This window comes from Caballeronia udeis (assembly GCF_001544555.2).
Taxonomy (GTDB): Bacteria; Pseudomonadota; Gammaproteobacteria; order Burkholderiales; family Burkholderiaceae; genus Caballeronia; species Caballeronia udeis.
The window spans coordinates 1-23,261 of the sequence record NZ_FCOK02000004.1; the positions used below are offsets into that span (position 1 = coordinate 1).

18 protein-coding genes are annotated in these 23,261 nt (G+C 61.7%); 5 read left to right on the top strand and 13 right to left on the bottom strand.

Annotation, left to right across the window (positions count from 1 at the left end):
* Positions 1 to 186: 186 nt before the first annotated feature.
* Positions 187 to 408 carry a hypothetical protein gene (locus AWB69_RS04265; protein ID WP_062082524.1) on the bottom strand — a complete coding sequence of 74 codons (222 nt, stop codon included), beginning with the start codon at positions 406 to 408 and terminating at the stop codon, positions 187 to 189.
* Between AWB69_RS04265 and AWB69_RS49170 the strand changes: the two genes are divergently transcribed.
* A complete protein-coding gene (locus tag AWB69_RS49170) occupies positions 407 to 712 on the top strand; it encodes a LysR substrate-binding domain-containing protein (protein ID WP_062082526.1) in 306 nt (101 codons plus the stop codon). The genes AWB69_RS04265 and AWB69_RS49170 overlap by 2 nt on opposite strands.
* A 270-nt stretch (positions 713 to 982) precedes the next feature.
* On the opposite strand, the gene AWB69_RS48575 is transcribed toward AWB69_RS49170, so the two are convergent.
* From AWB69_RS48575 to AWB69_RS04325, 11 genes are all read right to left on the bottom strand, one after another.
* Complete coding sequence (locus tag AWB69_RS48575) at positions 983 to 2,731, bottom strand: hypothetical protein (RefSeq protein WP_197500162.1); 1,749 nt, start codon at positions 2,729 to 2,731, stop codon at positions 983 to 985.
* Between the two features lie 984 nt (positions 2,732 to 3,715).
* A complete protein-coding gene (locus AWB69_RS04280) occupies positions 3,716 to 4,651 on the bottom strand; it encodes an ABC transporter permease (RefSeq protein WP_062082528.1) in 936 nt (311 codons plus the stop codon).
* On the bottom strand, positions 4,651 to 5,541 hold the full coding sequence (locus AWB69_RS04285; RefSeq protein ID WP_062082530.1) for an ABC transporter permease: 891 nt from the start codon (positions 5,539 to 5,541) through the stop codon (positions 4,651 to 4,653). The genes AWB69_RS04280 and AWB69_RS04285 overlap by 1 nt, the downstream gene beginning before the upstream one ends.
* The gene (locus tag AWB69_RS04290) at positions 5,538 to 6,617 is read right to left on the bottom strand and encodes an ABC transporter ATP-binding protein (RefSeq protein ID WP_062082532.1); all 1,080 of its coding nucleotides are present in this window, start codon (positions 6,615 to 6,617) and stop codon (positions 5,538 to 5,540) included. Before AWB69_RS04290 ends, AWB69_RS04285 begins: the two co-directional genes overlap by 4 nt.
* 105 nt (positions 6,618 to 6,722) lie before the next feature.
* A complete protein-coding gene (locus AWB69_RS04295) occupies positions 6,723 to 7,835 on the bottom strand; it encodes an extracellular solute-binding protein (RefSeq protein WP_407923014.1) in 1,113 nt (370 codons plus the stop codon).
* Positions 7,836 to 8,389: 554 nt separating this feature from the next.
* Positions 8,390 to 9,862, bottom strand: coding sequence for a heavy metal sensor histidine kinase (locus AWB69_RS04300; RefSeq protein WP_062082536.1), 1,473 nt, complete (start codon positions 9,860 to 9,862; stop codon positions 8,390 to 8,392).
* Positions 9,859 to 10,545, bottom strand: coding sequence for a heavy metal response regulator transcription factor (locus tag AWB69_RS04305; RefSeq protein WP_031363551.1), 687 nt, complete (start codon positions 10,543 to 10,545; stop codon positions 9,859 to 9,861). The genes AWB69_RS04300 and AWB69_RS04305 overlap by 4 nt, the downstream gene beginning before the upstream one ends.
* A 127-nt stretch (positions 10,546 to 10,672) precedes the next feature.
* A complete protein-coding gene (locus AWB69_RS04310; RefSeq protein WP_062082927.1) occupies positions 10,673 to 12,109 on the bottom strand; it encodes an efflux transporter outer membrane subunit in 1,437 nt (478 codons plus the stop codon).
* Positions 12,110 to 12,195: 86 nt separating this feature from the next.
* A complete protein-coding gene (locus tag AWB69_RS04315; RefSeq protein WP_062082538.1) occupies positions 12,196 to 13,419 on the bottom strand; it encodes an efflux RND transporter periplasmic adaptor subunit in 1,224 nt (407 codons plus the stop codon).
* 15 nt (positions 13,420 to 13,434) lie between these two features.
* On the bottom strand, positions 13,435 to 16,674 hold the full coding sequence (locus AWB69_RS04320) for an efflux RND transporter permease subunit (protein ID WP_062082540.1): 3,240 nt from the start codon (positions 16,672 to 16,674) through the stop codon (positions 13,435 to 13,437).
* Positions 16,675 to 17,005: 331 nt separating this feature from the next.
* Positions 17,006 to 17,884 carry a LysR substrate-binding domain-containing protein gene (locus AWB69_RS04325; protein WP_062082543.1) on the bottom strand — a complete coding sequence of 293 codons (879 nt, stop codon included), beginning with the start codon at positions 17,882 to 17,884 and terminating at the stop codon, positions 17,006 to 17,008.
* Positions 17,885 to 18,077: 193 nt separating this feature from the next.
* Between AWB69_RS04325 and argH the strand changes: the two genes are divergently transcribed.
* The 4 genes from argH to AWB69_RS04345 all read left to right on the top strand — a co-directional run bounded on the left by argH (position 18,078) and on the right by AWB69_RS04345 (position 22,107).
* Positions 18,078 to 19,511 carry an argininosuccinate lyase gene (argH, locus tag AWB69_RS04330; protein WP_062082545.1) on the top strand — a complete coding sequence of 478 codons (1,434 nt, stop codon included), beginning with the start codon at positions 18,078 to 18,080 and terminating at the stop codon, positions 19,509 to 19,511.
* Positions 19,505 to 20,389, top strand: coding sequence for an amino acid ABC transporter permease (locus tag AWB69_RS04335; protein WP_062082547.1), 885 nt, complete (start codon positions 19,505 to 19,507; stop codon positions 20,387 to 20,389). Before argH ends, AWB69_RS04335 begins: the two co-directional genes overlap by 7 nt.
* A 31-nt stretch (positions 20,390 to 20,420) precedes the next feature.
* A complete protein-coding gene (locus AWB69_RS04340) occupies positions 20,421 to 21,185 on the top strand; it encodes an amino acid ABC transporter ATP-binding protein (protein WP_062082549.1) in 765 nt (254 codons plus the stop codon).
* 85 nt (positions 21,186 to 21,270) lie between these two features.
* Positions 21,271 to 22,107 (top strand): ABC transporter substrate-binding protein, encoded by an 837-nt coding sequence (locus AWB69_RS04345; RefSeq protein ID WP_082913253.1) that lies wholly within the window; start codon positions 21,271 to 21,273, stop codon positions 22,105 to 22,107.
* A 93-nt stretch (positions 22,108 to 22,200) separates the two neighbouring features.
* Here the strand turns inward: AWB69_RS04345 and AWB69_RS04350 are convergent, their stop codons facing one another.
* A complete protein-coding gene (locus AWB69_RS04350) occupies positions 22,201 to 23,253 on the bottom strand; it encodes an extracellular solute-binding protein (protein ID WP_062082551.1) in 1,053 nt (350 codons plus the stop codon).
* Between the last annotated feature and the right edge of the window lie 8 nt (positions 23,254 to 23,261).

Sequence of the window (23,261 nt, forward strand, 5' to 3'; positions counted from 1 at the left end):
ATGCTGGTATCTCCCGTTTCGTTGATACCAACATTCTACGCAAACATAGTTCAGTTAACAACGGAACGGAACACTAGCCGCGCCGCCCGGAAGCAAAACGGCTAAGCCGCGCGTTCATCCGGCCTTAAGGATTTCCGCTGGAAAATTGAGCCAGCGCCTGAGGGTCCGAGTACAGCGGACCCGCTTTTATCCTTGCCCAAGCGCTTGCGCCGCCGGGCGCACACGTCGTCCTGCCAAGACCCATACGGCCGCACCAATGACCAGGGCAAGCGCGCCGGCAACGCACAGGGCCGCGGCGAAACCGCTGGCGAAACTTGCGGGAGCCGCCGTTGCAATGAACACCTTCGCCGCCGGTGCCAAACGCTCTGTCGCGTGAACCGCGTCACCGGCAAGCAGCGTGCCGGCCATGCTTGCTGAAGGCCTTATCGACGTTGCGTATGTCAGGCCGCCCATGCATTACCCGGGGGGAATCCAGGCAATCACGCTGTATCGGGATCATTTCATTCTGGCAATCCATGAAGACTCGCCGCTGGCGAACTCGGCAGGCGTTTCGCCCGCGCAATGGCGCGACTGTGTTTTGCGGTACCTGAGCAGGACTTTGGGACATTCGAAGTCGGGCGCAGGGGGCGCTTTCAGCCGCGATTGGGTCAGCGGCCCGGACGGTTGGCCGCAGTACTGGCTTGCGTTTCGCCAGGAGGAAATGTCGCGGTAGTGCCGCGCACGCTCAGCGACTGCGTTTCATTTCCAGGCGTGGTTTATAAGGCGATTACTGGAAAACCGATCGTGTCCGAGATCGCTGTGGCGTTTCGCCGGCATGAGCGCGGGCCCGCCGTTCTTGAATTTATCAGGTATGCCAAGCAGTTTTAGTTTGACGTCTGATTGGTTTGTGAATTTTGTGAACGAGGGAGCGATTGCGTGGGGTTAGGCTCTGCACGACCGGACCACGTTCGGCAGGCGGTTTTTCTGTTCCGGGCGACCGCGCTCATATAGAGGCGGTCGACAGGTGTCCGCAAATGGCAATTGTGGAGGGGCGGGAAGGACACAGCGGCTGCGGCTGCCGATGCCCATGCCGTGTCCTCCCGTTCGAGTCATACCCGGTTGCTTCAGTGACTTCCGCCGCTGCCGCCGCCATGGCCACCGCTGTTACTGCTACCGCTCGATCCCTTGCCGGATGCACCGCCCTTACCGCCAGCGTTTGCGCCGCCATTGGAACCTGCGCCGGATGAGCCCTTGCCCTGGCCACCGTTGTTGCCGCTGCCACCGGATGAACCGCTGCCGTCGCCGTGGCCACCCGCACCCTCGCCGCCGTTAGGACCATGGCTGGATGATCCTGTTCCGTGGCCACTGTTGTTGCCATTGTTGCCGTTGTTGCCGTGGCCTCCATCGTTGCCGCGACCACCATCGCTTCCGTGACCGCCGTCGCTGCCATGGCCTCCATCGTTGCCGTGACTACCGTCGCTTCCATGGCCACCGTCGCCGCCGTGACCGCCGTCGCTGCCGCGACCACCATCGTTGCCATGACCGCCATCGTTGCCGTGACCGCCGTTGCTGCCATGACCGCCGTCGCTGCCATGACCGCCGTCGCTGCCGTGACCACCGTCGTTGCCATGACCGCCGTCGTTGCCATGGCCGCCGTCACTGCCGTGGCCTCCATCGTTGCCGTGACCGCCGTTGCTGCCATGGCCTCCATCGCTGCCGCGACCACCATCGTTGCCATGACCACCGTCGTTGCCACGACCACCATCGTTGCCGCGACCGCCGTCGCTTCCGCGACCACCATCGCTGCCGTGGCCTCCATCGTTTCCGTGACCGCCGTCGCTGCCGTGACCGCCGTCGCTTCCGTGGCCTCCATCGTTACCATGACCGCCATCGTTGCCGTGACCGCCATCGTTGCCATGACCGCCATCGTTGCCGTGACCGCCGTCGCTACCGTGACCGCCATCGCTGCCGTGACCGCCGTCGTTGCCGCGACCACCATCGTTGCCGTGACCACCATCGCCGCCGTGACCACCGTGGCTGCCGTGGTGGCCATGCCCTGATCCGCTGCCCGTATTACCGCCGGAATTGCCCCCTGAACTTCCACCCGAACCACTACCGCTTCCGTTCCCTCCGGCACCACCGCTTCCACCGCCGGAACCTGATCCGCTACCTGCACCCGCACCGCTACCACCCGAACCGCTACCGGATGCACCGCCGCCGCTTCCACTCCCTCCGGATCCACCGCTTCCACCGCTGGAACCCGATCCGCTACCCGCGCCAGCGCCACTCCCACCCGAACCACTACCGGACGCACCGCTGCCGCTGCCACTCCCTCCGGCACCACCACTTCCGCCACTGGAACCCGATCCAGCACCCGCTCCCGCGCCGCTACCGCCCGAACCACTACCGGACCCGCCGCTTCCACTCCCTCCACTACCTCCCGACCCACCACTTCCGCCATTTGAACCCGATCCAGCACCCGCTCCCGCGCCGCTACCACTCGAACTACCGCCTGACGAACTGCTTCCGTGTCCGCCGCTGCTGCTGCCTGATCCCGCACCGCTGCTACCAGATCCCGCCCCGCCGCTGCTACCCGACCCTGCACCGCCAGCGCCGGCGTTACCGTTCGAGGTGCCCGAGCCACCAATACCCGCACTGCCGCCCGCACTACTACCCGAACCACTACCTGAACCACTACCTGAGGTCCCGCCCGAAGTGCTACCCGAGGAGCCCCCCGAAGTTCCACTTCCATTTCCCTTGCCTTTACTACCTGATCCCGTGCCGCTGCCTGAAGTCCCGCTCGACGAATCATCACCGTGTCCCTCGGCGGCGATGCCGGAGTTAGGCCCGGTCGCTGCCCCGACGGCGAAACCCGACTCCTGCGAGCTGGATGTATCGGACTCCATGCCATAGTCATCGTTCACGGATCCGCAATTGCCTGCCATCAGCTTGTGGTGGTTGTCGTAACAAGGCAGCAATGGCGCTGCCGAAAGCGATGGGCTTCCGGCTTGCGCATTGGCCATCGGTGGAATGGCGCTGGCGATAACAATGCAGCTCACTCTAAGCGCGGTCTTCAGATTCTTTTTATAAGTAGTACTCATATTTCCCCCGGATTGAAACGCGTTTTTATTCCGCGTTCCCCATCAATCAAGGACGCGATGTGATTCCAGAATGACAGTCTGGAAAAAGCGTTCTGTGCGCTGTGCCACGCGAGTGGGGGGAGATGATTCGAAAGGGTGTGAGAGAGCGCAGAGAACGTTTGCGCACAACGGCAAAACCGTTATGGAAAACCCGATATCCTGATCGAAAACCCTGATATGAGCCTTGTTTTATAGGGCTTTTTAGTTCCGAACGCCGGTTGCGCATCGACATCGACGGCAATGCCTTCGTCGTGGCGGCCACGTCGTCTTGCAGATGGAGTGAGGAGTTGGCGAGGCAATCGGAAACTCAGGCGCGAATCACAACAACGAGTGTCGAAACACCGGCGTGATTGCTGAAAAGATGAAACGAAGGATAGTGAAGCGAGGGGTAAGGAAATCACCACTGCCAGCCGATACATCTATCGGCTGGCAGTGGTCATGAAATCAACCGCATAGATATTTCAACAGCCGGCCAATCACGTCACCGACGCCGGATTAAACAAGGTAAGCGCGTTATGCAGATTCAAATGCTCCGCACACGTCTCCTTGCGTCCGCTCGCCGCATCCAGCATCAAGCGGTCGCAACTACTCGCCTGTCACTGCCGCTGTTCCTTGACGCGCGAGACCAGTTGCGTCGGGCTCACGAACTGCAGCGCGATCAATACCCATACCAGCGTGATCGCCATATAGATCATCGCCATTGCATCGATGGATTGAGGCGCGCGCACGCCCGTCGAAAAGACCGCGTAATACAGCGCGACCACCAGCGTCTGCGTGGTCGGTCCCGCGGTGAAGAACGTCAGTTCGAACATGCCGATCGTGCGAACGAGCACCAGCAAGCCCGCGGCCAGCATGCCCGGCATCAGCAGCGGCAGCAGCACATAGCGGAAGTACTTTGCCGTGTTAGCTCCGAAGATACGCGCGGCTGCTTCAAGATTCGGATCGATCTGTTCAATGAACGGCGTCATCACGAGAATGACGAACGGCAGCGCAGGCACCAGGTTCGCAAGGATCACGCCGCTCAACGTCCCCGCAAGACCGACCTTGTACATGACGGTTGCCATCGGAATGCCGTAGGTGACAGGAGGCACCATCAGCGGCAGCAGGAACACGAGCATCGCAAAACGCTTGCCGCGAAATTGCACGCGGGCAAGCGCATAAGCCGCCGGCACGCCCAGCGCAATCGACAGGATCACCACCGCGCCAACCACCTCGATCGTCACCCACAACACGCTCGCAAGCTGGAAGTCGCTCCACGCCTGCGCATACCAGTGCAGCGTGAACCCGGGCGGCAAGAGCGTGCCGAACCAGCGTGTCGCAACCGAGTTGACGGCAACGGTCGCAATCAGCAACAGGACGTTGAACAGGAAGAACGCCATCGCGCCCCAGATAAATATCTTCCAGAGCCGGTCCCGCAGGCTGACGCGCGGTTTCATCGGCTTGGCCGGTTGTGCACCGTCGTTGCGGCTGTCGCGAGGAGCCGAGGCATGAGCGGAAGCCGTCCAGGCAGGTGCATGATTATCGGTCGCCATCAGCCTTTACCTCCGGTCACCGGACCCGTGTAGAAGAAGCGGCGCGCGCTCAGCATGCCTGCCACCACCAGCAACTGTACAAAGCCCATCACCATTGCGATCGCGGAGGCGAGGGAATAATCGTAGCTTTCGAATGCGGCTTCGGCCGCGGCGATCGAGATCACACGCGTGGGTCCGGCAGGCGCGCCGAGCAGCACCGCCGACGGAAACACTGAGAACGCCTGCACGAACGACAGACACGCGGCCATGGTCAGCCCAGGCATCAGCAGCGGCAGGTAGATCTGCCGAAACTGTTCCCACGGGCTCGCACCCAGGGTTGCCGCGGCACGCGCAAGCGTTGGATCGATGCCGGTCACATACGAGAGCGTCAACAGAAAGGCGAACGGAAAGCCCGACACGATCAGCGATATCAACACACCCCAGTAGTTATGCGTGAGACGGACTTCATCGCTATATAAGTGCAGCCCGTGCACCGCCTGGGAGAACCAGCCGTTCGGGCCGAAGTAAGTCAGCATGCCGTCGGCGATCAGCACCGTGCCCAATGTCACGGGAATCACCAGCAGCGTGGTCACGAACTTCTGATACGGGGAATTCCGGCGCAAAGCGAATGCAACCGGAACCGACAAACCCACGTTGATGATCGTCGCCGGCACCGCAAGCTTCAAGGTGACGATGATGGTGGGCCACATCGCCGTATCGGTGAAAAAGGCGATGTAGTTGGCGAACGCGGATCCGCCGTTCATCGGCTGGAACGACAGCACGAGGCCGTACACGAACGGATAAACAAACAGCGCGAGGATGAAGATCAGCGCGGGAGAAACCAGCCACGCCTTCGCGTCGCGGGGGACTGCGGAAGGGAGCGGAGCGGTCGGAACGGTTGGCGAGTTCATGGCGTCTCCCCGTCGTACACCAGCGTGCGCGATGGCGGGACCCGCAGGCAAATGGGTTCACCCACCACCACATCACCTGTCACGCGCGCCCACAGATTGCCGAACGCAGCCTTCACGCGGATCAGCGAATCGTGGCCGCCGTATTCCACCGTCAGCACCTCTGCATCAAACGCATTCTCGGCTCCTGGCGCGGCGCGCTCCAGGTCTTCGGGACGCATGGCGACACTCACGCGCTTGCTGTCGAAACCGGCCATCGGCATACCGATCAGCCGCACGCCGTCCGCGCTCACGGCAACCCCTTCACCCTGCATGCCCTCGAGCGTAAATTGAGCCACGTTCCGATACCCCATGAAGCGCGCGACATGCAGGTTGCCGGGCCGTTCATAGATTTCCTTCGGCGACGCAACCTGCTGTACGGTGCCCTCACGCATCACGACAATGCGGTCGGCCATCGAGAGCGCTTCGTCCTGATCGTGGGTCACGTAGATCGTCGCGCGTCCGAGCTGGCTGTGAATGCGCCGGATCTCGGCGCGCATTTCAATGCGCAGCTTGGTATCCAGGTTCGACAGCGGTTCGTCCATCAGCACGAGCGCCGGTTCGATCACGATCGCCCGGGCGATGGCAACGCGCTGCTGCTGCCCACCGGACAACTGCCCCGGCAGCTTCTTCTCCTGGCCGACGAGCTGCACCATCTGCAACGCTTCATACGCGCGACGGGCAGCTTCGCTCTTGGCCACGCCGCGCATCTTCAGGCCGAAGCCGACGTTGTCGAGCACGGACATATGCGGGAACAGCGCGTAGTTCTGGAACACCATGCCGAAGCCGCGTTTCTCCGGCGGCAGGACATCAATACGCTGGTCGTCGAGCCAGATCCGTCCGCCGGTCAGCGGTTGCAAACCGGCGATGCAATTGAGCGCCGTCGACTTGCCGCATCCGGACGGCCCCAGCAACGCGATGAATTCGCCGCGCTGGATGTTCAAGGCGAGACCACTGAGCGCCGCAACCGCCTGACCTTCGGCGTTCATGAAACTGCGGCTGACCGAATCAAGACGCAACTCATCAAACTGATGCTTCATGGCAGGTTCCTGAGACTAAGAACAACGCCGTGCGACGAGCTTGACGCAATCGTCAAGCCGCCGCACGGCCGTTAAAACACCTATTCGTTACTTCGTCATCCAAAACTACTTCGACTTTTGCGAGCCAATCTCGCGGTCCCACTTCTGGAATGCAGCAACCATCGCAGCGGCGCTCAGCGGCACCACATGCGGACGGTCGGCAAGCAGTTTCGCGTATTCCGGCCGGCCGTACTTCTTGATGACTTCCTGACTCTTCGCCGGGGCCTGGTCGATAGTCACGCCCTTCACTGCCGGACCCGGATAGAAATAACCGTCGTCGAAGGTCATTGCCTGCTGCGCGGGTTCAAGCAGGAAGTTCATCATCTTGTAGATGACGTCGAGCTTTTCTTTCGGCACGCCGTTCGGGATCACCATGTAATGGGCATCGTTGACCCACGTCATGTTGTCGAAGGCCTGGACCTTGTATTCGGCCGGCACGAGGCCGAGCGCGCGCGGGTTGATGTCCCAGCCGGTCACGGTCACCGTCATGTCGCGCGAGCCTTCGCCGAGTTCCTTCATCACCGCCGACGTACCGCCCGGGTAATACGGAATGCAGTCGTTCAGCTGCTTGAGAAACGCCCAGGTCTTGTCCCAGCCGTTGATTGGATCTTGCGGATCCTTGTCGCCGAGCACATAAGGCAAGCCCATCAGGAACGTGCGGCCCGGACCGGAATTAGCAGGGCGTGCATAGATCAGCTTGTCCGGATGCGCCTTGCACCACGCGAGCAGTTGGGCAGGCGTTTTCGGCGGATCGGTCACCTTGGCGGGGTTGTATTCAATCAGCGGACCCGCCGGCATGTACGTCACTTCAATCCCGTAGCCTTGCGCCAGGTCCTGCATCTTGCGCGGACCGGGCGCGTATTTATCGAGTACGCCGGGGAACGCCGCGGCTTGATCCGGCAACAGCTTCATCCAGAGCTTTTGTTCGATACCCGCGGCAAGTGCATCCGTGCCGGTCAGCACGAGGTCAATATCCGAGCGGCCGGCCGCCTGCATCGCCTTGATCTTGCCGGGCAACTGCGGCGCGGGTGCGTTGGTGAACGTGATGTTGGAGACGAGTTGCGGGTACTTCTCCTTGAAGGCCTCGAACGCCTTCTGCGTCAGTTGCAGGTTCCCCGCAACGTCCACGATGTTGATCGCCACCGGGTCCGCCGCGTGCGCGGCAGGTGCGGTAACCATGGACACCGCGGTAACCGCGGTGACCGCCGCCACGGCGCTCAGCGCCATGCGCAGTACCCGCAGCTTCGCCGACAAACGGCCAGACAGAATCATTTCGTCTCCTCGCTCTTTGTATGGATTTTATTGCGGATCGATTAAGGCCGATGCCGGCCGCGCGACACAAATGGACCGCAGCCAAGTCCGTTTCGCGGTCCATTTATCGATGTATGTTGTCGTATGAGAACATAACCGTGAAGAAGCGCTCTTTCTATCACCGTAAACCCCTAATCGCAATGACTTCGATTTCCCGGAAAAGATCGGATAGATGTCATTCCTGGCTTTACGGGTGGCCGTTTCCACGATTTGAACCAGCATTGGACCAGATCGGCCGAAGGCAGCACGACATTGGGCATCGGCGCAGATATTATCGCCCTTGTTGTACGACAACCTATCTTTTGAGTGCACGACAAAACACCGCGTTTAGTAACACGGAGCGGATGATTAAAGACGATTATTGCCCGAAAAGGCCGCTCCCCGGCGCGCGAAGCGCCGGGCAAGCTATGCGGAGATCAATCTCAGTGACTTGCCGAGGCCGGCTGCATCGGCACGCTGGCGGGCGCGTTGGCGGCCTGCGTCTCAGGCGCACTCTCCTGCTCGCTGCCCTGCTCGCTACCGCGCTCGCTACGAGACGCGGCGACCGAGAACGAGAACGTGTTGACGCCTCCGGCGCTGGTCGCGGACACCTTGCCACCATGCATTTCCGCCGTCGCCTTGACGATCGCCAGGCCGAGTCCATGGTTCTCGCGGCTGTTGGTCCGCGAGACCTCGGCGCGATAAAACCGGTCGAACAGATGGTCAAGCACCGCGCGCTTAATAGGCTCCCCGGGATTGGCCACCGCCACGCGCACCTGATCGCCTTCGCGGGTAATCGAAACCTTGATGGTGGATCCAGGCGCGCAATGCTGGATCGCGTTCATCAGGAGATTGATGCAGGCGCGACCGAACAGCGACTTGTTCACCCGCACGAGCGCGTCGCCGGTGGCAACCGCGTGCACGTGCGCCTCCTCGAGCGGAATCTCCAGGAACTCCAGCGTATGAGCGACTTCCGCAGCAAGCGATGCATCGAGAAGCCCCGTCGCCCGTTCGCCCTGATCGGCTCGTGCGAGAAACAGCATGTCGTTGATGATCGCCCGCATGCGCTCGAACTCTTCCAGGTTCGACTGCAAGGTGTGTCGCAGGTCGTCAACTGAACGGTTGCGGGTCAGCGCCACCTCGGTCTGCCCGATCAGGATGGTGACGGGCGTGCGCAACTCGTGCGCGACATCGGCATTGAACGATTCAAGCCGTCCGTACGCGCCATCGAGGCGCTCAAGCGCCCCGTTGAATGAATTGGCGAGATCGTTGAGTTCCAGCGGCAGCGAGCGCGTATTCAGCCGCTGCGAGCGATTGTTCGGACTCACCGCCGACGCGTCCCGAGTCAGCCGCGTGAGCGGCGCAAGCCCGATCCGGGTGACCGAATAACTCAGCAGCAGCACCCCGAGACTGCCCAGGGCGGACAAGGCGGCCAGCGCAAAGCCGAATGCGCGCATGGTCCGGGCATTGGCCGAATAACCGGCCGCGACCTGCAGCATCACGACCGGCCGCTGGCCATAAGCGGGAAGCGTAACCGTACTGGTCAGCATGTCGTTTTCGCTGCCGGGGCCGGTTCGCACCCGTTCATAGCCGCCCGACCAGCGGTCCATGACCTGCCCGGTGACTGGCTTGCCAAACTGGTAGGACGAATCGGCGCTCCACACCGAATACAACGTGACGCCGTCGCGCGGCGTCATGTCGGTGAGCTTTTCGCGCGCCATCTTCCATTTTTCAGGTGTGATCGCGTGATAGACGATGATCCGCGCGATCTGCGTGCGATCGTCGAGCGACTCGCGCAAATGCAGTTCGAGTTGCGTGCGCAACACCAGGAAAAGCCCGGTTCCGACCAGCGTGAAGACAAACAGCGCGACGGCCGCAAACATGAAAGCCAGACGTCGGGCGATGGATCGATTCATGATGTTCCCGCTTCTTCGCGGACCTCCAGCACATAGCCCATGCCGCGCACCGTATGCAGCAATTTGGTCGGAAATGGGCCGTCCAGCTTGGCCCGCAGGCGCTTGATCGCAGTTTCCACCACATTGGTATGGCTGTCGAAATTCACGTCCCAGACCAGTTCGGTGATCGCCGTCTTCGACAGGATATCGCCCTGGCGGCGCGCCAGCACGCTCAGCAGCTGGAATTCCTTGGCGGTCAGGTCCAGCCGCACACCGTCGCGGGTCGCGCGCCGGCCGATCAGGTCGACGTACAGGTCGCCCAGCGAGATCAGCGTCGACTCCTGCACGCGGGTGCGCCGCGCCAGTGCATGCAGCCGCTCAACCAGTTCCAGGAAGGAGAATGGCTTGGTCAGGTAGTCATCGGCGCCTTCCCGCAAACCCCGTACCCGGTCGTTGATCTGGTCGCGGGCGGTCAGCATGATGACGGGGGTCGCCTTGTGCGCGCGCAGCGACTTCAGCACGCTGAAGCCGTCGCGTTTGGGCAGCATCACGTCGAGCACGATCACGTCGTAGTCGAATTCGATCGCAAGATGCGTGCCTTCCTCGCCGTCAAGGGCCACGTCGACTATCCAGCCCTGCTCCGTCAAACCGGAGCGCAGGTAGTCAACCACCTTGTGTTCGTCTTCCACGATGAGCAGTTTCATGCGCGCCTTCTTGTGTACGTCTTCCCATTATAGAAAAACGTTATTTCCCCCTCCCGGCGAGTGGCGAAACCCGGTCTGCGCAATTGGGCCAGTTGCGCCCGGGCGAGTTCACGTCACCGCACGTCGATCAGTTTGACGGGTTGGCTGCCGCCGTTTTCTCCGGTTCTGCCGCATTGACGTCCCAGCCGCCCCCCAGCGCCTTCACCAAGGACACCGACAGGTTCCATTGCTGACCATGAATCTGCACATCCTGACGCTCGCTCGTGAGCAGCGACTGCTGGGCGGTGATCACATCGAGGAAAGCGACCAGGCCGCCCGAATAACGATCGTTGGCAAGCGCGAGCAAACGCTGCGCGTCGCTCACGGCCTCTTGCGACTCTTTCGACGCGGCATCGAGCACCGACAACCCGGTCACGCCGTCCTGCACCTGCTGGAACGCGTCAAGCACCGTCTGGCGATAATTCGCCTCGGCCGCCTGGTAACCCTCGCTCGCAAAGTCGACATTGGCGGCGCGCCGGCCACCATCGAAGACGACTTGCGAGAGCGTTGCGCCAAGTGTCCACATCAGGGTGGGCGCGCTCAGCAGGTTGGCGAACTGCGTGCTTTCCCAGCCGATGCCCGGCGTCAGCGAAAGGCTCGGGAAAAACGCGGCCTTCGCCACGCCGATCTGCGCATTCGCCGCGGCCATCGCGCGTTCAGCCGATGCAATGTCGGGACGCCGCTGCAGCAAGTCACTTGGCAGCCCGAGCGGAATCGCGGGCACGGTGGTGTCGATCACCTTCGGCGCGATGGCGAATTGCGGTGCCGGAACGCCGATCAGTGCGGCGATCGCATGCTCGAACTGGGCGCGCTGGTTGAGCAGCAAGCGCGCCTGGACCCGCGTTGAGTCGAGTTCGGATTTCTGCTGCAGCACGTCAAGCCCGGACACCGAACCAAGGTCATGCTCCGCGGTCACGTAATCCAGCGCCTTCTGCTGCAGGACGACTGACCGGTTCAGCACGTCGATCTCGGCATCGAGTTCGCGCATCGAAAAGTAGTCGGTCGCAAGGTCCGTGGTCAGCACGAGCCGCGCGTTGGCAAGATCGTCGCGCGATTGTTCAGCGGATGCCTTAGCGCCCTCGACCTCGCGGCGAATCCGTCCGAACAGGTCGGTGTCGTAGTTGATCGTGGGGCCGAGCTGGAGGTTGTTTTGCACCGTCGACTGGGTCGGCGTGGCGTAGTTGGTCAGCGGCCGGTCCTTCGATGTCCGAAAGCGCGACGCATTGGCGCCAAGGTCGACCTCGGGCACTTGCTGCGCCTTGGTATTCGCCAGCGTCGCGCGCGCCTGCGCGTAATGCGCGCTCGCGGCGGCGAGCGTCTGGTTCTGCGCGAGCGCCTGCAGTTCGAAGCCATTCAACGATTCATCGCCGAAACGGGTCCACCATTCCGGCGCGAGCGGCGCATGCGAGGGCTCGGCGACACGCCAGTACGAGTCGGTATGCCACGCGGGCGGTGCGTCGGCGTGAGGCTGCTTGTAGTCCGGCCCGACCGTGCAAGCGGACAGCAGAACCGCTCCGGATGCCATCGCGGTCGTGCCGGCTAATACGGTCTTGAGGGCCTTGAGCCGTGCCGGCAGGATCGGCCACTGCATCGGCCACTGGCGCGCGCGCTTCACGACGTCCCCTTCTTGGCAGGCTGTTGCGGTGCAATCAGGACATGGTCGCCGTCCGCAATGGAATCGCTCGGATTGATGATGATCTTGTCGGTTGCTTCAATGCCGCTTTCAATTTCCAGGGACTGCCCCAGGTCCTGTGCAATCACGATCTTGCGCAGGTTCACCTTGCCGTCCTGGCCAACCACTGCAAGCCGCGGCCCTTCGGAGCGGAACAGCAGCGTATTGCCCGGCACCAGCAAGGGCGCCCGCACGCTAGCGGGCAACGACACCTGCACGTACGCACCCGGGCGCAGCTTGTTGTCCGGATTGGGCAGGCGCACTTCGATCTGCAGCGAACGGGTGGGAACATCGATCGCGCCCGAGATATGAGCGATCGAGCCGTGGAATTGCTGGCCCGGCAACTCCGCCTGCGTGACGATGACATCCTGCCCTTGCGTCACGTTCTGTGCATAAGCCTGCGGAAGCTGCACGTAGACTCTCAGCGGGTCCGACTGCGCCAGCGCGAAGAGCGCGCGGCTCGCGCCGCTGCCGGCATCGATCAAATCGCCCACATCCACGTTGCGCTGCGTCACCACGCCTGTGAACGGAGCGACGATACGCTTGAACGATTCAAGCTGCTTCAGGCGCTGCACGTTGGCGTCGGCGGCGGCAAGATTCGCGACGTCCTGCGTATAGGTGCTCTGGCGTTCATCGAGTTCCTGCTGCGAAACCGCATCGCGTTGACGCAGTTGCTGCCAGCGATCGAGCGAACTCTTCGCGAGCACGAGGCTCGACGCGGTCTGCTCGCGTTGCGCCGCCGCCTGCTTCAGTTCCTGATCGATCTCCGGTGTATCGAGATCGGCGAGCAACTGGCCTTGCTTGACCCGTGCGCCAATATCCGCATACCAGTGCAGCAGATAACCCGTGGCGCGTGCGTAGATAGGCGACTCCACGTAGCCGCGCAACGTGCCCGGCAGCAAGGTGTCGCCGCCGCCCGCGGCTTGCTTGGGCAAGACGACATTCACGTACACCTTCGCATTTTGCTGTGAGGTCGCAGCCACCGAGTGGCTTTGCATCACGTCCGACACCACCGTGCGCCCGGCGCCCAGCACCAGCAGGACCAGCACCACGATGATGGCGATCTTCGCGCGTTTCCATTCCCGGCCGCGAGGCGGCAACGCGTGCCCGTCCTCGGTGTCCCTTGCAGGAATCGCCAGCGAAGCATGAGTTTTTTCAGTCATATCAGTCAGCCATATTTAACTTGGAGCATGCTCGCCGGCGCCATGGCCCGGGTTGCCACCTGGGTTGCCACCCGAGTGGCCGCCGCCATGATCGTCCCCGTCACCCGCTGAACGATCACGCCGCCGGGCCAGCCGGCTGTGAATACCCGCAAACACGAGCGGCACAAAAAAGAGTGTGGACACAGTAGCGAACAGCAATCCGCCGATCACCGCGCGGCCGAGCGGCGCGTTTTGTTCCGAGCCCTCGCCTAAGCCGAGCGCCATCGGAATCATGCCGATGATCATGGCGAACGCCGTCATCAGCACCGGACGGATACGGCTCGCCCCCGCTTCCAGCGCAGCGGTCAACGGCGGTGCGCCGGCCTGCAGCCGCTGGCGTGCAAAGGCAACCATCAAGATACTGTTCGCGGTCGCCACGCCCATGGTCATGATGGCGCCGGTCAGCGCCGGCACGCTTAGGTGCGTGCCGGTGAGGAACAGCATCCAGACAATGCCGGCAAGCGCCGCCGGCAGCGCGCTGACAATGATCAGCGGGTCGACCCACGACTGGAAATTCACCACGATCAGCAAGTACACCAGCACGATGGCCATCGCCACGCCGATACCCAGGCCGAAGAACGACGAACGCATGGTCGCGACCTGGCCGCGCACGACGATCTGGCTGCCGCGCGGCAGGGTTGCGCGGGCCTGGTTCACGAGTTTGTCGACCTGTGTCGCAATGCTGCCGAGGTCGCGCCCTTCCACGCTCACGAACACGTCGATGACCGGACGGATATTGTAGTGCGTGACCACGGCGAACTGGCTTTTCGGCGTGACCTGCACAAGGTTGCCGAGCAGTTGCGTGGGTCCGGTGGCGCTGCCGGAAACAGGCGTGCGCAGCAGTTCGTCGATGGATGACACCTGGTACTGGGGCGTCTGCACCGCGACAGAATATTCAACGCCGTTCTTGTTGTTGAACCAGAAACCCGGCGATGTCTGCGAGCTGCCCGACAGCGAAATCAGCACGTTCTGCGCGACGTTGTTCGCGGTCAGGTTGAGCTGCTGGAGCCGGGTGCGATCCATCTGAAGATTGAGCGTGGGTTCGTCGAGCTTCTGCTGAATGTGCGTGTCCACCGTGCCGGGAATCTGACGGATCGACTTCATCAGCTTCGCCGCGACGTCGAAATTACCCTGCTGGTCGGCCCCGGAAATCTGCACGTCAATGGCCGCCGGCAGACCGAAGTTCAGGATCTGCGTCACAATGTCCGCAGGCTGGAAGAAAAATTCCACACCTGGAAAGCGCTGCGGCAGGACGGCGCGCAGCTTGTCCACGAAGGTCGCCGTGGGATCGTGGTCGGGCTTCAGCGCCACCTGGATCTCGCCGTCGAGCGTGCCGATCGTGCCCGCATTGCTGTACGACAAGTTGATGCCGCTATACGGCAAGCCGAGGTTATCGAGGATCGTGTTGAGTTGAGCCGCCGGCACGATCTGCCGCACCACGTCTTCGACATGGTCCGCCAACCGCGCGGTTTCCTCGATCCGCGTGCCGGTCGGCGCACGCATATGCAGGCGGATGTCGCCCGCGTCGACTGTCGGGAAGAAGTCCTCGCCAAGCGCGAACACGAGGCACACCGACAGCACGCAAAAGCCGAGAAACGCCGATGCGAACATCCGGCGCCGCACGAGCAGCGTGCTCAGGATCACGATGTAAGTGGCGCGCATGCGCTCGAAGCCGGCATCGAAACGGTGATACAGCCGCATGAACAGGTTCGGCTTCGACCCGTTCTTCGGCTTGTGCGCGTGGCCCATCAGCAGCATGGCCAGTGTTGGCACGAGCGTACGCGACAGGATGTACGACGCGAGCATGGCGAACACCACCGCTTCGGCAAGCGGCACGAACAGGAATTTCGCCACGCCGGTCAGGAAGAACATCGGCACGAACACAATGCAAATACACAGCGTGGAGACCAGCGCGGGAACCGCGATTTCGCCGGCCCCTTCAAGGATTGCCTCGTGCAGGTCCGTGCCCATGTGCAAGTGCCGCTCGATGTTCTCGATGGTCACCGTTGCATCGTCCACCAAAATACCGACCGCGAGCGCGAGCCCGCCCAGCGTCATGATGTTGATGGTCTGGCCGAGCGCATGCAGCACAAGCAAGGACGAGAGGATCGACAGCGGAATGGAGACCGCGATGATGCAGGTGCTGCGCCAGTTGCCGAGGAACAGCAGGATCATCGCGGCCGTCAGCGCGGCGGCGATCAGCGCTTCGCGAATCACGCCCTGCACCGCCGCCTTGACGAACACGGACTGATCGAAAAGCGGCGTGATTTTCAGGTCCTGCGGCAGCGACGCCCGGGCATTCGGTAACAGCCCATAGAGCGTATCGACAATGGACAGCGTCGACGCGCTGCCGTTTTTAAGGATCGAGATCAGCACACCGCGGTGTCCGTCCTGACGCACGATATTCGTCTGCGGAGAGAAGCCGTCGCGTACATGGGCCACCTCTCTCAGGTAGGTGGTCGCGCCGTTCAGCGTGCGTACCGGAATGTCGTTCAACGCGTCGATGGTGGCCGGCGAGCCATTCATGTTGATCGTGTATTCCTTCATCCCGATCTTGGCCGTGCCGGTGGGCAGGATCAGGTTCTGCGCGTTGAAGGCGCTTACCACGTCAGACGGCGTCAGGCCTTTTGCCAGCAGTGCGCGGGTATCCAGATCGACCGAAATCAGGCGGCTTTTACCGCCATAGGGGTAAGGCACGGCCGCGCCGGGAATGGTCACCAGTTGCGGTCGCAGGAAGTTCAGCGCGGTGTCGTTCAGGTTCTGTTCGGACAGCGTGGGGCTGGACAATCCCAACTGGATCACCGGGATACTGGAGGCCGAATAACTGATCACGAGCGGCGGCGTGGCGCCCGGCGGCATCTGCTTCAGTTGCGCCTGCTCGACCGCTACCGTCTGGGCAATGGCGGTCTGGATGTTCGCGGTGGGTTGCAGGAAGATCTTCAGGATCGCGATGCCGGGCAACGACTGCGACTCAATGTGCTCGATGTCGTTGACGGTCGTGGTGAGACTGCGCTCGTTGACTTGCGTGATGCGGTCGGCCATGTCCTCGGCCGACAGGCCCGTGTAATTCCAGATAATGCTGACGACAGGAATGTTGATATCCGGCAGGACGTCGACCGGCGTTGTCAGGAGCGCAAACGGCGTCGCCAACAGGATCAGGATGGCCATCACGATAAACGTGTAGGGCCGCTTCAGCGCAACGTTGACGATCCACATTGAGGCGCGCTCGAAAAAAGCAGGAAAGAAAATGAACCGCTGGGATGCAACGACACCTTTCAGGCAAGGCCATCAGGCGCTGTTTCGCACACGGCGAGCCGGATTGATTGCGGCCCGATGCCATGTGGTCCCTCAGACAGTCGACAACAACCAACAACCAACGACAAGTGACAGGTAACTCACGCCTCGATCTTAACGGGCAGGTGCCAACACCCAGATGACGCCAAAATGGCAGAAATGTCAGGAAGCGCGGGTGCTTCTGCGGGTTTTCCAGAGGCAAACGTTTTCGTGCATTCGGGCTCCTTTTCTTACCCGATAAAAATAGAAGTCCTCAAGCCAGTTTCGAGTCCACCCACGATACAAACGCCGCCACCAGCGGCGCCTCCGTCAGCTCGTGACGACACACCCAGTAATACGCATGCTTGGCCGGCACGGTAAACCGGAACGGCCGCACGAGGGTGCCATCGGCAAGATCGTCGCGTACGGAAAAGCTATCGCCCAATGCTACGCCTTGTCCCCGCACCGCGGCTTCAATACCTACATGCGCAATGCCAATTTCAAGGATCCGCAAACCTTCCAGCTTGTCCGCCGATGCCTCCGCCAGCCATCGCATCCACGACTCGGCATACTCGCAGAACAAGGTCCGGTGAGCCAGGTCCTGCACCGTGCGAAGCGCGCGCGGCCCGTTCATCAATGCCGGACTCACGACAGGGAACAGGACCGGATGCGTAATCAGCTTGACGTCGCGATCACGCCAGCGGCCTGCGCCGTAACGGACGCAAAGATCGACATCGGATGAATAGATCTCCTTGTCGTCGTTGGATGGAATCAGTTTTAAGTTGACTGCGGGGAATTGCTCGAGGAAGTCGCCAATATGCCGAGCGAGCCAGCGCGTAGTGAACAACAGCGGCGCCGACACCACCAGGTCGCCCGCAATGACCGGCGAATCCAGTCTGACGACGGCTGTCGCAATCATGTCGAACGCATTCTTGACCGGTTGCAGCAGCGCTTCGCCGGCAGCCGTCAGTTTCACCCTCGCCTTCGAGCGGATGAACAAGGCCACGCCCAGGGTGCTCTCCAGCACACGCACCTGATGGCTGACCGCGCTTGCCGTGACGTTGAGCTCTTCGGCGGCACTTGCAACCGTCCCGTGCCGCGCCGTTGCTTCGAACGCACGCAGGGGATTGAGCGGGGGCAGCCGATGGCGCATGACAAAGCCTGCAAAAGCGTGGAACTACCGGAGAGATGCTGAGAAAAATTTGATTTAAAGCGAATTTAATTCTCTCTACAAGCAAAAAATTTGTTTGCGTAAGCTAGGCACCATGAGCTAGGCACCATGAACGACAAGCCGTGAACCAAGCCTCATCCTGAAACGCTTCCTTAGGCAAACCTGGGCAACGCGCATGAACACTACCGACACAACCGAACGCCTCTGGGGCGGCCGCTTCAAATCAGGACCTTCGCTGGCGCTGGAAAACCTGTCCCGTTCGGACCCAAGCTTCTTCCGTCTCGCCCCCTACGATCTCGCCGGTTCGCGCGCCCATGCAAACGAGCTGAAGCGAGCCGGCATCCTCACCGCCGGCGAGCTTCAGCAATTGCTCGACGCCATGCAGCAAATAGAAACCGAGTTTGCCGCGAGTGAGCTCGCCCCTATTCTTGCCGACGAAGACGTTCACACTTTCCTCGAACGCGAACTGACGCAACGGCTCAAGGCGATCGGCGGGAAGCTGCGTGCCGGCCGCTCGCGCAACGACCAGGCGGCTAACGACCTGCGTTTGTATCTGCGCGACAAGGCTCGCAAGCTGGCGCTGGCCGTGATCGAATTGCAGCGCGCGCTGGTCGAGCAGGCCGAGGCGCACGTGGAAACCGTCACCGCCGGTTTCACACATTTGCAGCCGGCGCAGCCTATCGTGTTTGCGCACCAGTTGCTCGCGCATGCTCAGTCCATTTATCGTGATGTCGATCGGCTGGTTGACTGGGACCGGCGCAGCGCACGTTCGCCGCTGGGCGCGGCGGCGCTGGCGGGGTCCGCAATCTGCTTGCGGGCCGATCTCTCCGCGCAGGAGCTCGGCTACGACGGCCCGTGCGAGAACTCTATCGACGCGGTCGCCTCGCGCGACCACGTTGCCGAGTTCACGTTCATCACCAGCATGCTCGCGGTCAACCTGTCGCGGCTTTCAGAAGAGGTGATCCTGTGGACCTCGCGGCAGTTTCGCTGGGTCGAACTCGACGATGCTTACGCGACCGGCAGCTCGATCATGCCGCAGAAGAAAAACTCGGACATCGCGGAGCTGACACGCGGAAAAGCAGGCCGGTTGATCGGCAACCTGAGCGGCTTGCTCGCGACACTCAAGTCACTGCCGCTTGCCTATAACCGCGATCTTGCCGAAGACAAGATCGCCGCATTCGACAGTATCGATACACTCGAACTCGTGCTGCCCGCAATGGCCGGTATGATCCGCACCATGCACGTGAACGTGGATGAAATGCGGCGTCAGGCGCCGCTCGGGTTTACGCTGGCCACTGAAGTCGCGGACTGGCTCGCGCTGCGCGGCGTGCCGTTCAGCGAAGCGCACGAAATCACCGGCGAACTGGTGCGGGTTTGCGAACAGCAAGGCATTGAACTGGGCGACGTGTCCGTGGCAACCCTTGCAACGGTCGACGCCCGGCTTGAACCCGGCGTCCTCGATCACGTCACGCTGGATGCCGCAGTGGCGGCACGCAGCGGTTATGGCGGCACGGCGCCGGCACGCGTGGCCGAACAGATCGCGCGCCTGCGCAGCGCTATTGAAGAACAGGTCGCATGGGCGGCTTACTACAAGGGACCTTCATGCTGAGCGCATCGAACGAAAGTGCACCGGCGTCCGGCAACGCCGACAGCTTCACCGATATCTCGCACTTCGAACACGTGCCGCGGCGCTATTACGGGCGCTATCTCGCCTCGGCCGTGATCCTGGCGATCGTTGTCTATGTGGTCGTGGCGTTTGCTCGCGGGCAAATCGAGTGGGCCGTCGTCGGACGCTTCCTGACAGCCAAGTCGATCCTCACCGGCCTCGGCAATACCATCGTCATGACGATCCTCGCGATGGCACTGGGTATTGTGCTTGGCGTGATCATCGCGATCATGCGGCTCTCCACCAACCCGGTCCTGCGCGCGGTCGCGCATGGTTACGTATGGCTGTTTCGCGGCACGCCGGTGATCCTGCAACTGTTGTTGTGGTTCAATCTCGCACTGGTGTTTCCGGTCATGGGCATCCCCGGCCTGTTCGAGTTTCGCACCGTCGACATCATGACGCCGTTCCTCGCCGCGCTGCTCGGACTCGGGATCAATCAGGGTGCCTACACGTCGGAAGTCGTGCGCGCGGGATTGCTCTCGGTAGACACCGGCCAGTACGAAGCCGCGAAATCGATCGGCATGCCGAGGCTCCAGGCGCTGCGCCGTGTGATCCTGCCGCAGGCCATGCGCGTGATCGTGCCGCCTATTGGCAACGAGCTGATCGGCATGGCCAAGCTGACCTCGCTCGCGAGCGTGATCCAGTACGCGGAGATGCTGCACAACGCCGAGAACATCTACTACGCGAACGCTCGCGTGATCGAATTGCTGATGGTCGCGGGCGTCTGGTATCTCGTCATTGTCACGGTTCTTTCCCTGCTGCAATCGCGAGTCGAATTGCGCTTCGCGCGTGGCGCGGGACGTGCATCCGCGAAACAGTAAGCAGCCCGCTCATACGCGAACCCAGGCAACCATGAACCCACTAGTCAAAGCGGTCGACTTGCGCAAGTCCTATGGCGAATTCCAGGCGCTGCACGGCATCAATCTCGACGTCGCGAAGGGCGAAGTGCTGTGCATCATCGGACCATCCGGGTCGGGCAAAAGCACCTTCCTGCGCTGTATCAACCAACTCGAGACCATCACCGGCGGCGCGCTGTGGGTGAATGACGAACTGGTCGGATACCGGCGTGTCGAGAAGAAGCTGTATCCGCTGTCTGAAAAGCAGATGGCGCGGCAACGTCTTGCGACCGGCATGGTGTTCCAGCGCTTCAACCTGTTTCCGCACATGACGGCGCTGGAAAACGTGATCGAGGGGCCGGTCCAGGTATTGAAGAAGAAAAAGTCCGAGGCGGTTGAAGAAGCCCGCGCGCTGCTCACGCGCGTCGGACTCGGACACAAGTGCGACGCGTTTCCGGTCGAGTTGTCCGGCGGCCAGCAGCAGCGTGTGGCCATTGCACGCGCGCTGGCAATGCATCCGCAGCTCATGCTTTTCGACGAACCCACCTCCGCCCTCGATCCCGAACTCGTGGGCGAAGTGCTGAGCGTGATGCGCGACCTGGCCAAGAGCGGCATGACGATGATCGTCGTCACGCACGAACTCGGTTTTGCGCGTGAAGTGGCGAACCGCGTGGTGTTCATGGACCAGGGCAAGGTGGTCGAAAGCGGCACGCCCGAACAGGTGCTCTCGCGACCGCAGCAACAGCGTACTCAGGAGTTTATTTCGGCGGTGCTGTCCTAGTGTGATCAGGAACGCATGGCAACGGCTTTCACGCTTTCACCCGGCTTTTAAACCCTTCCGTCAACCTCATGTTCAGGCGACTTTTATGATGAATTCCTTGTTCCGGCGAACCCTTGTCACCCTCGCGTTCAGCGCTGTCTCGCTTGGCTCGCCGTTTGCCCATGCACAGACGCCCGTGGGGGGCAACGGTACGCTCACGGCCGCGATCGTGCCGAACTATCCGCCGTTCGAGTACAAGGACCCCGCAACCGATGAACTGACCGGCTTCGACGTCGATCTCGGCGTGGCGCTGGCTGCGAAGATGGGTGTGAAACTGAAGTGGGAGGAGACCAACTTCGACCAGATGATGAGCGCGCTGACCACCCATCGCGTGGATGTGATCCTGTCGGGCATGACGGACTTGCCGACACGCCGCGAGGCGGTCAACTTCCTCGACTACATCAAGAGCGGGCCGCAGTTTTATACGTTGAAGGCGCACGCCGGCGACTTCCCGTCGATCGAATCAGTGTGCGGCAAGCACGTGGGCACGAGCCGCCGCACGTCCTGGCCCGACGACATCAAGACATGGAGCGACGAGCATTGCGTGAAGGCTGGAAAGCCTGCTGTAGTCGTGGTGGGAACGGATGGTTCCGCCGACGCACGTCTGCAGTTGCGCCAGGGACGAATTGATGCCGCCGTGCAAGGCGGTGAGACGCTGCCGTATCAGAACACCCTTGAGAAAGATGCGTACGCGCCGATCGGCCAGCCGTTTATGTCGCAATACACCGCAATTGGCATGGCGAAGAGCAGCCCGGCTTTGAACGATACGATAAGCCAGGCATTCGGCAAGCTGATCGCCGACGGCACCTATGCAAAGATCCTGAAGAAATGGGGCTTGCAGGAGCATGCGGTGTCGAAGGTCATCATCAACTCGCAGGAGTAAGAGCGGACCGTCATACGCTGATTGGCGCGCACAACGTAAAACGGGCGTTGTCAGGGCACTCCCTGACAACGCCCGTTTCAATCCAGCGTCAGATTACCGTTCGATCTGACGGTTCCAGCGCGCGTCCCACTGCGGACGATTCGCGTTGATCACATCCCAGTCCACCACGTTGACCTTCTTGACCAGGTCGTCGAGGTTGCCCAGTTGTTTCTGCATCGAGTCGGGCATGGTTGCCTGGCGGTTGGTCGGGATCTGGCGGCCGGCGCTCGCTGCCTTGCTTTGTGCGGATGCCGAGATCATGAACGCCGCAAGCTTTTGTGCGAGGGCCGGATCGGGGTTGTTCGCCACTACGCATTCATCGACCAGCAACAGCACCGGACCTTCCTTCGGGTTCACGTAGGCAACGGGAATGCCCTTAGCCTGCAGGTCACCCACGGCGGTCGGCGTGAGCGGGAAAAGGCCGGCTTGGCCCGTTTGCACCATCTCCGAGATCTTCGCCGAGTTGGGGATGTACTCGATCACGTTCCTGCCCACGGTGCTTTGCCATTTCGTGAAGCCCGGTTCGACGTTCTTCTCCGACCCGCCTTCAAGCCGGTTGATCATCAGGAAGCCGTGCAGGCCGAACGTGCTGCTCGATGCCGACTGGAACACCACTTTGTCCTTGTATTTCGGGTCGGCGAAATCGAGCCATGACGTAGGCGGCGCCCAGCCATTGGCCGCAAAGAGTGTCGTGTTGTACGCAATGCCGGTCATGCCAAGCTGCACGCCCGCACCAATGTCATCCTTCATGCGCGCGAACGGATAGAGTTGCTTGAGCTCAGGGGTGTCGTTGAGTTTCTGGCAGACGCCCATGCTGACTGCACGCGCCATCACGCCATCGTCGAGGAACACCACGTGGATTTGCGGCTTGGCTTTGTTCGCCAGCAGCTTGGCGAGAATGTCTGAGGACGTGCCTGGGACCACGACCACTTTTACGTTATTGGCCTTTTCAAATTCGGGCAGGACCTCGCTCGTGTAGGCCTTTTCCATCGCACCGCCGTTCATGCCGATGTAGATAGTCTTGTCGTCGGCTTGCGCGGGCGTGGAGAGGGCTGCGGCGCACAAGGCGGCTATGCCCACGCTGGCTACTGTATGAAACGCTTTCATTTACTGAT

Excerpts from the sequence above, each read along its gene's own strand:
- AWB69_RS04315 (WP_062082538.1), bottom strand. The coding sequence starts at position 13,419 with ATGACTGAAAAAACTCATGCTTCGCTGGCGATTCCTGCAAGGGACACC.
- AWB69_RS04325 (WP_062082543.1), bottom strand. The coding sequence starts at position 17,884 with ATGCGCCATCGGCTGCCCCCGCTCAATCCCCTGCGTGCGTTCGAAGCA.
- AWB69_RS04300 (WP_062082536.1), bottom strand. The coding sequence starts at position 9,862 with ATGAATCGATCCATCGCCCGACGTCTGGCTTTCATGTTTGCGGCCGTC.
- AWB69_RS04320 (WP_062082540.1), bottom strand. The coding sequence starts at position 16,674 with ATGTGGATCGTCAACGTTGCGCTGAAGCGGCCCTACACGTTTATCGTG.
- AWB69_RS04280 (WP_062082528.1), bottom strand. The coding sequence starts at position 4,651 with ATGGCGACCGATAATCATGCACCTGCCTGGACGGCTTCCGCTCATGCC.
- AWB69_RS48575 (WP_197500162.1), bottom strand. The coding sequence starts at position 2,731 with ATGGAAGTGGAACTTCGGGGGGCTCCTCGGGTAGCACTTCGGGCGGGA.
- AWB69_RS04340 (WP_062082549.1), top strand. The coding sequence starts at position 20,421 with ATGAACCCACTAGTCAAAGCGGTCGACTTGCGCAAGTCCTATGGCGAA.
- argH (WP_062082545.1), top strand. The coding sequence starts at position 18,078 with ATGAACACTACCGACACAACCGAACGCCTCTGGGGCGGCCGCTTCAAA.
- AWB69_RS04335 (WP_062082547.1), top strand. The coding sequence starts at position 19,505 with ATGCTGAGCGCATCGAACGAAAGTGCACCGGCGTCCGGCAACGCCGAC.
- AWB69_RS04305 (WP_031363551.1), bottom strand. The coding sequence starts at position 10,545 with ATGAAACTGCTCATCGTGGAAGACGAACACAAGGTGGTTGACTACCTG.
- AWB69_RS04295 (WP_407923014.1), bottom strand. The coding sequence starts at position 7,835 with ATGGTTACCGCACCTGCCGCGCACGCGGCGGACCCGGTGGCGATCAAC.
- AWB69_RS04345 (WP_082913253.1), top strand. The coding sequence starts at position 21,271 with ATGATGAATTCCTTGTTCCGGCGAACCCTTGTCACCCTCGCGTTCAGC.
- AWB69_RS04350 (WP_062082551.1), bottom strand. The coding sequence starts at position 23,253 with ATGAAAGCGTTTCATACAGTAGCCAGCGTGGGCATAGCCGCCTTGTGC.
- AWB69_RS04285 (WP_062082530.1), bottom strand. The coding sequence starts at position 5,541 with ATGAACTCGCCAACCGTTCCGACCGCTCCGCTCCCTTCCGCAGTCCCC.
- AWB69_RS04265 (WP_062082524.1), bottom strand. The coding sequence starts at position 408 with ATGGCCGGCACGCTGCTTGCCGGTGACGCGGTTCACGCGACAGAGCGT.
- AWB69_RS04290 (WP_062082532.1), bottom strand. The coding sequence starts at position 6,617 with ATGAAGCATCAGTTTGATGAGTTGCGTCTTGATTCGGTCAGCCGCAGT.
- AWB69_RS49170 (WP_062082526.1), top strand. The coding sequence starts at position 407 with ATGCTTGCTGAAGGCCTTATCGACGTTGCGTATGTCAGGCCGCCCATG.
- AWB69_RS04310 (WP_062082927.1), bottom strand. The coding sequence starts at position 12,109 with ATGGCATCCGGAGCGGTTCTGCTGTCCGCTTGCACGGTCGGGCCGGAC.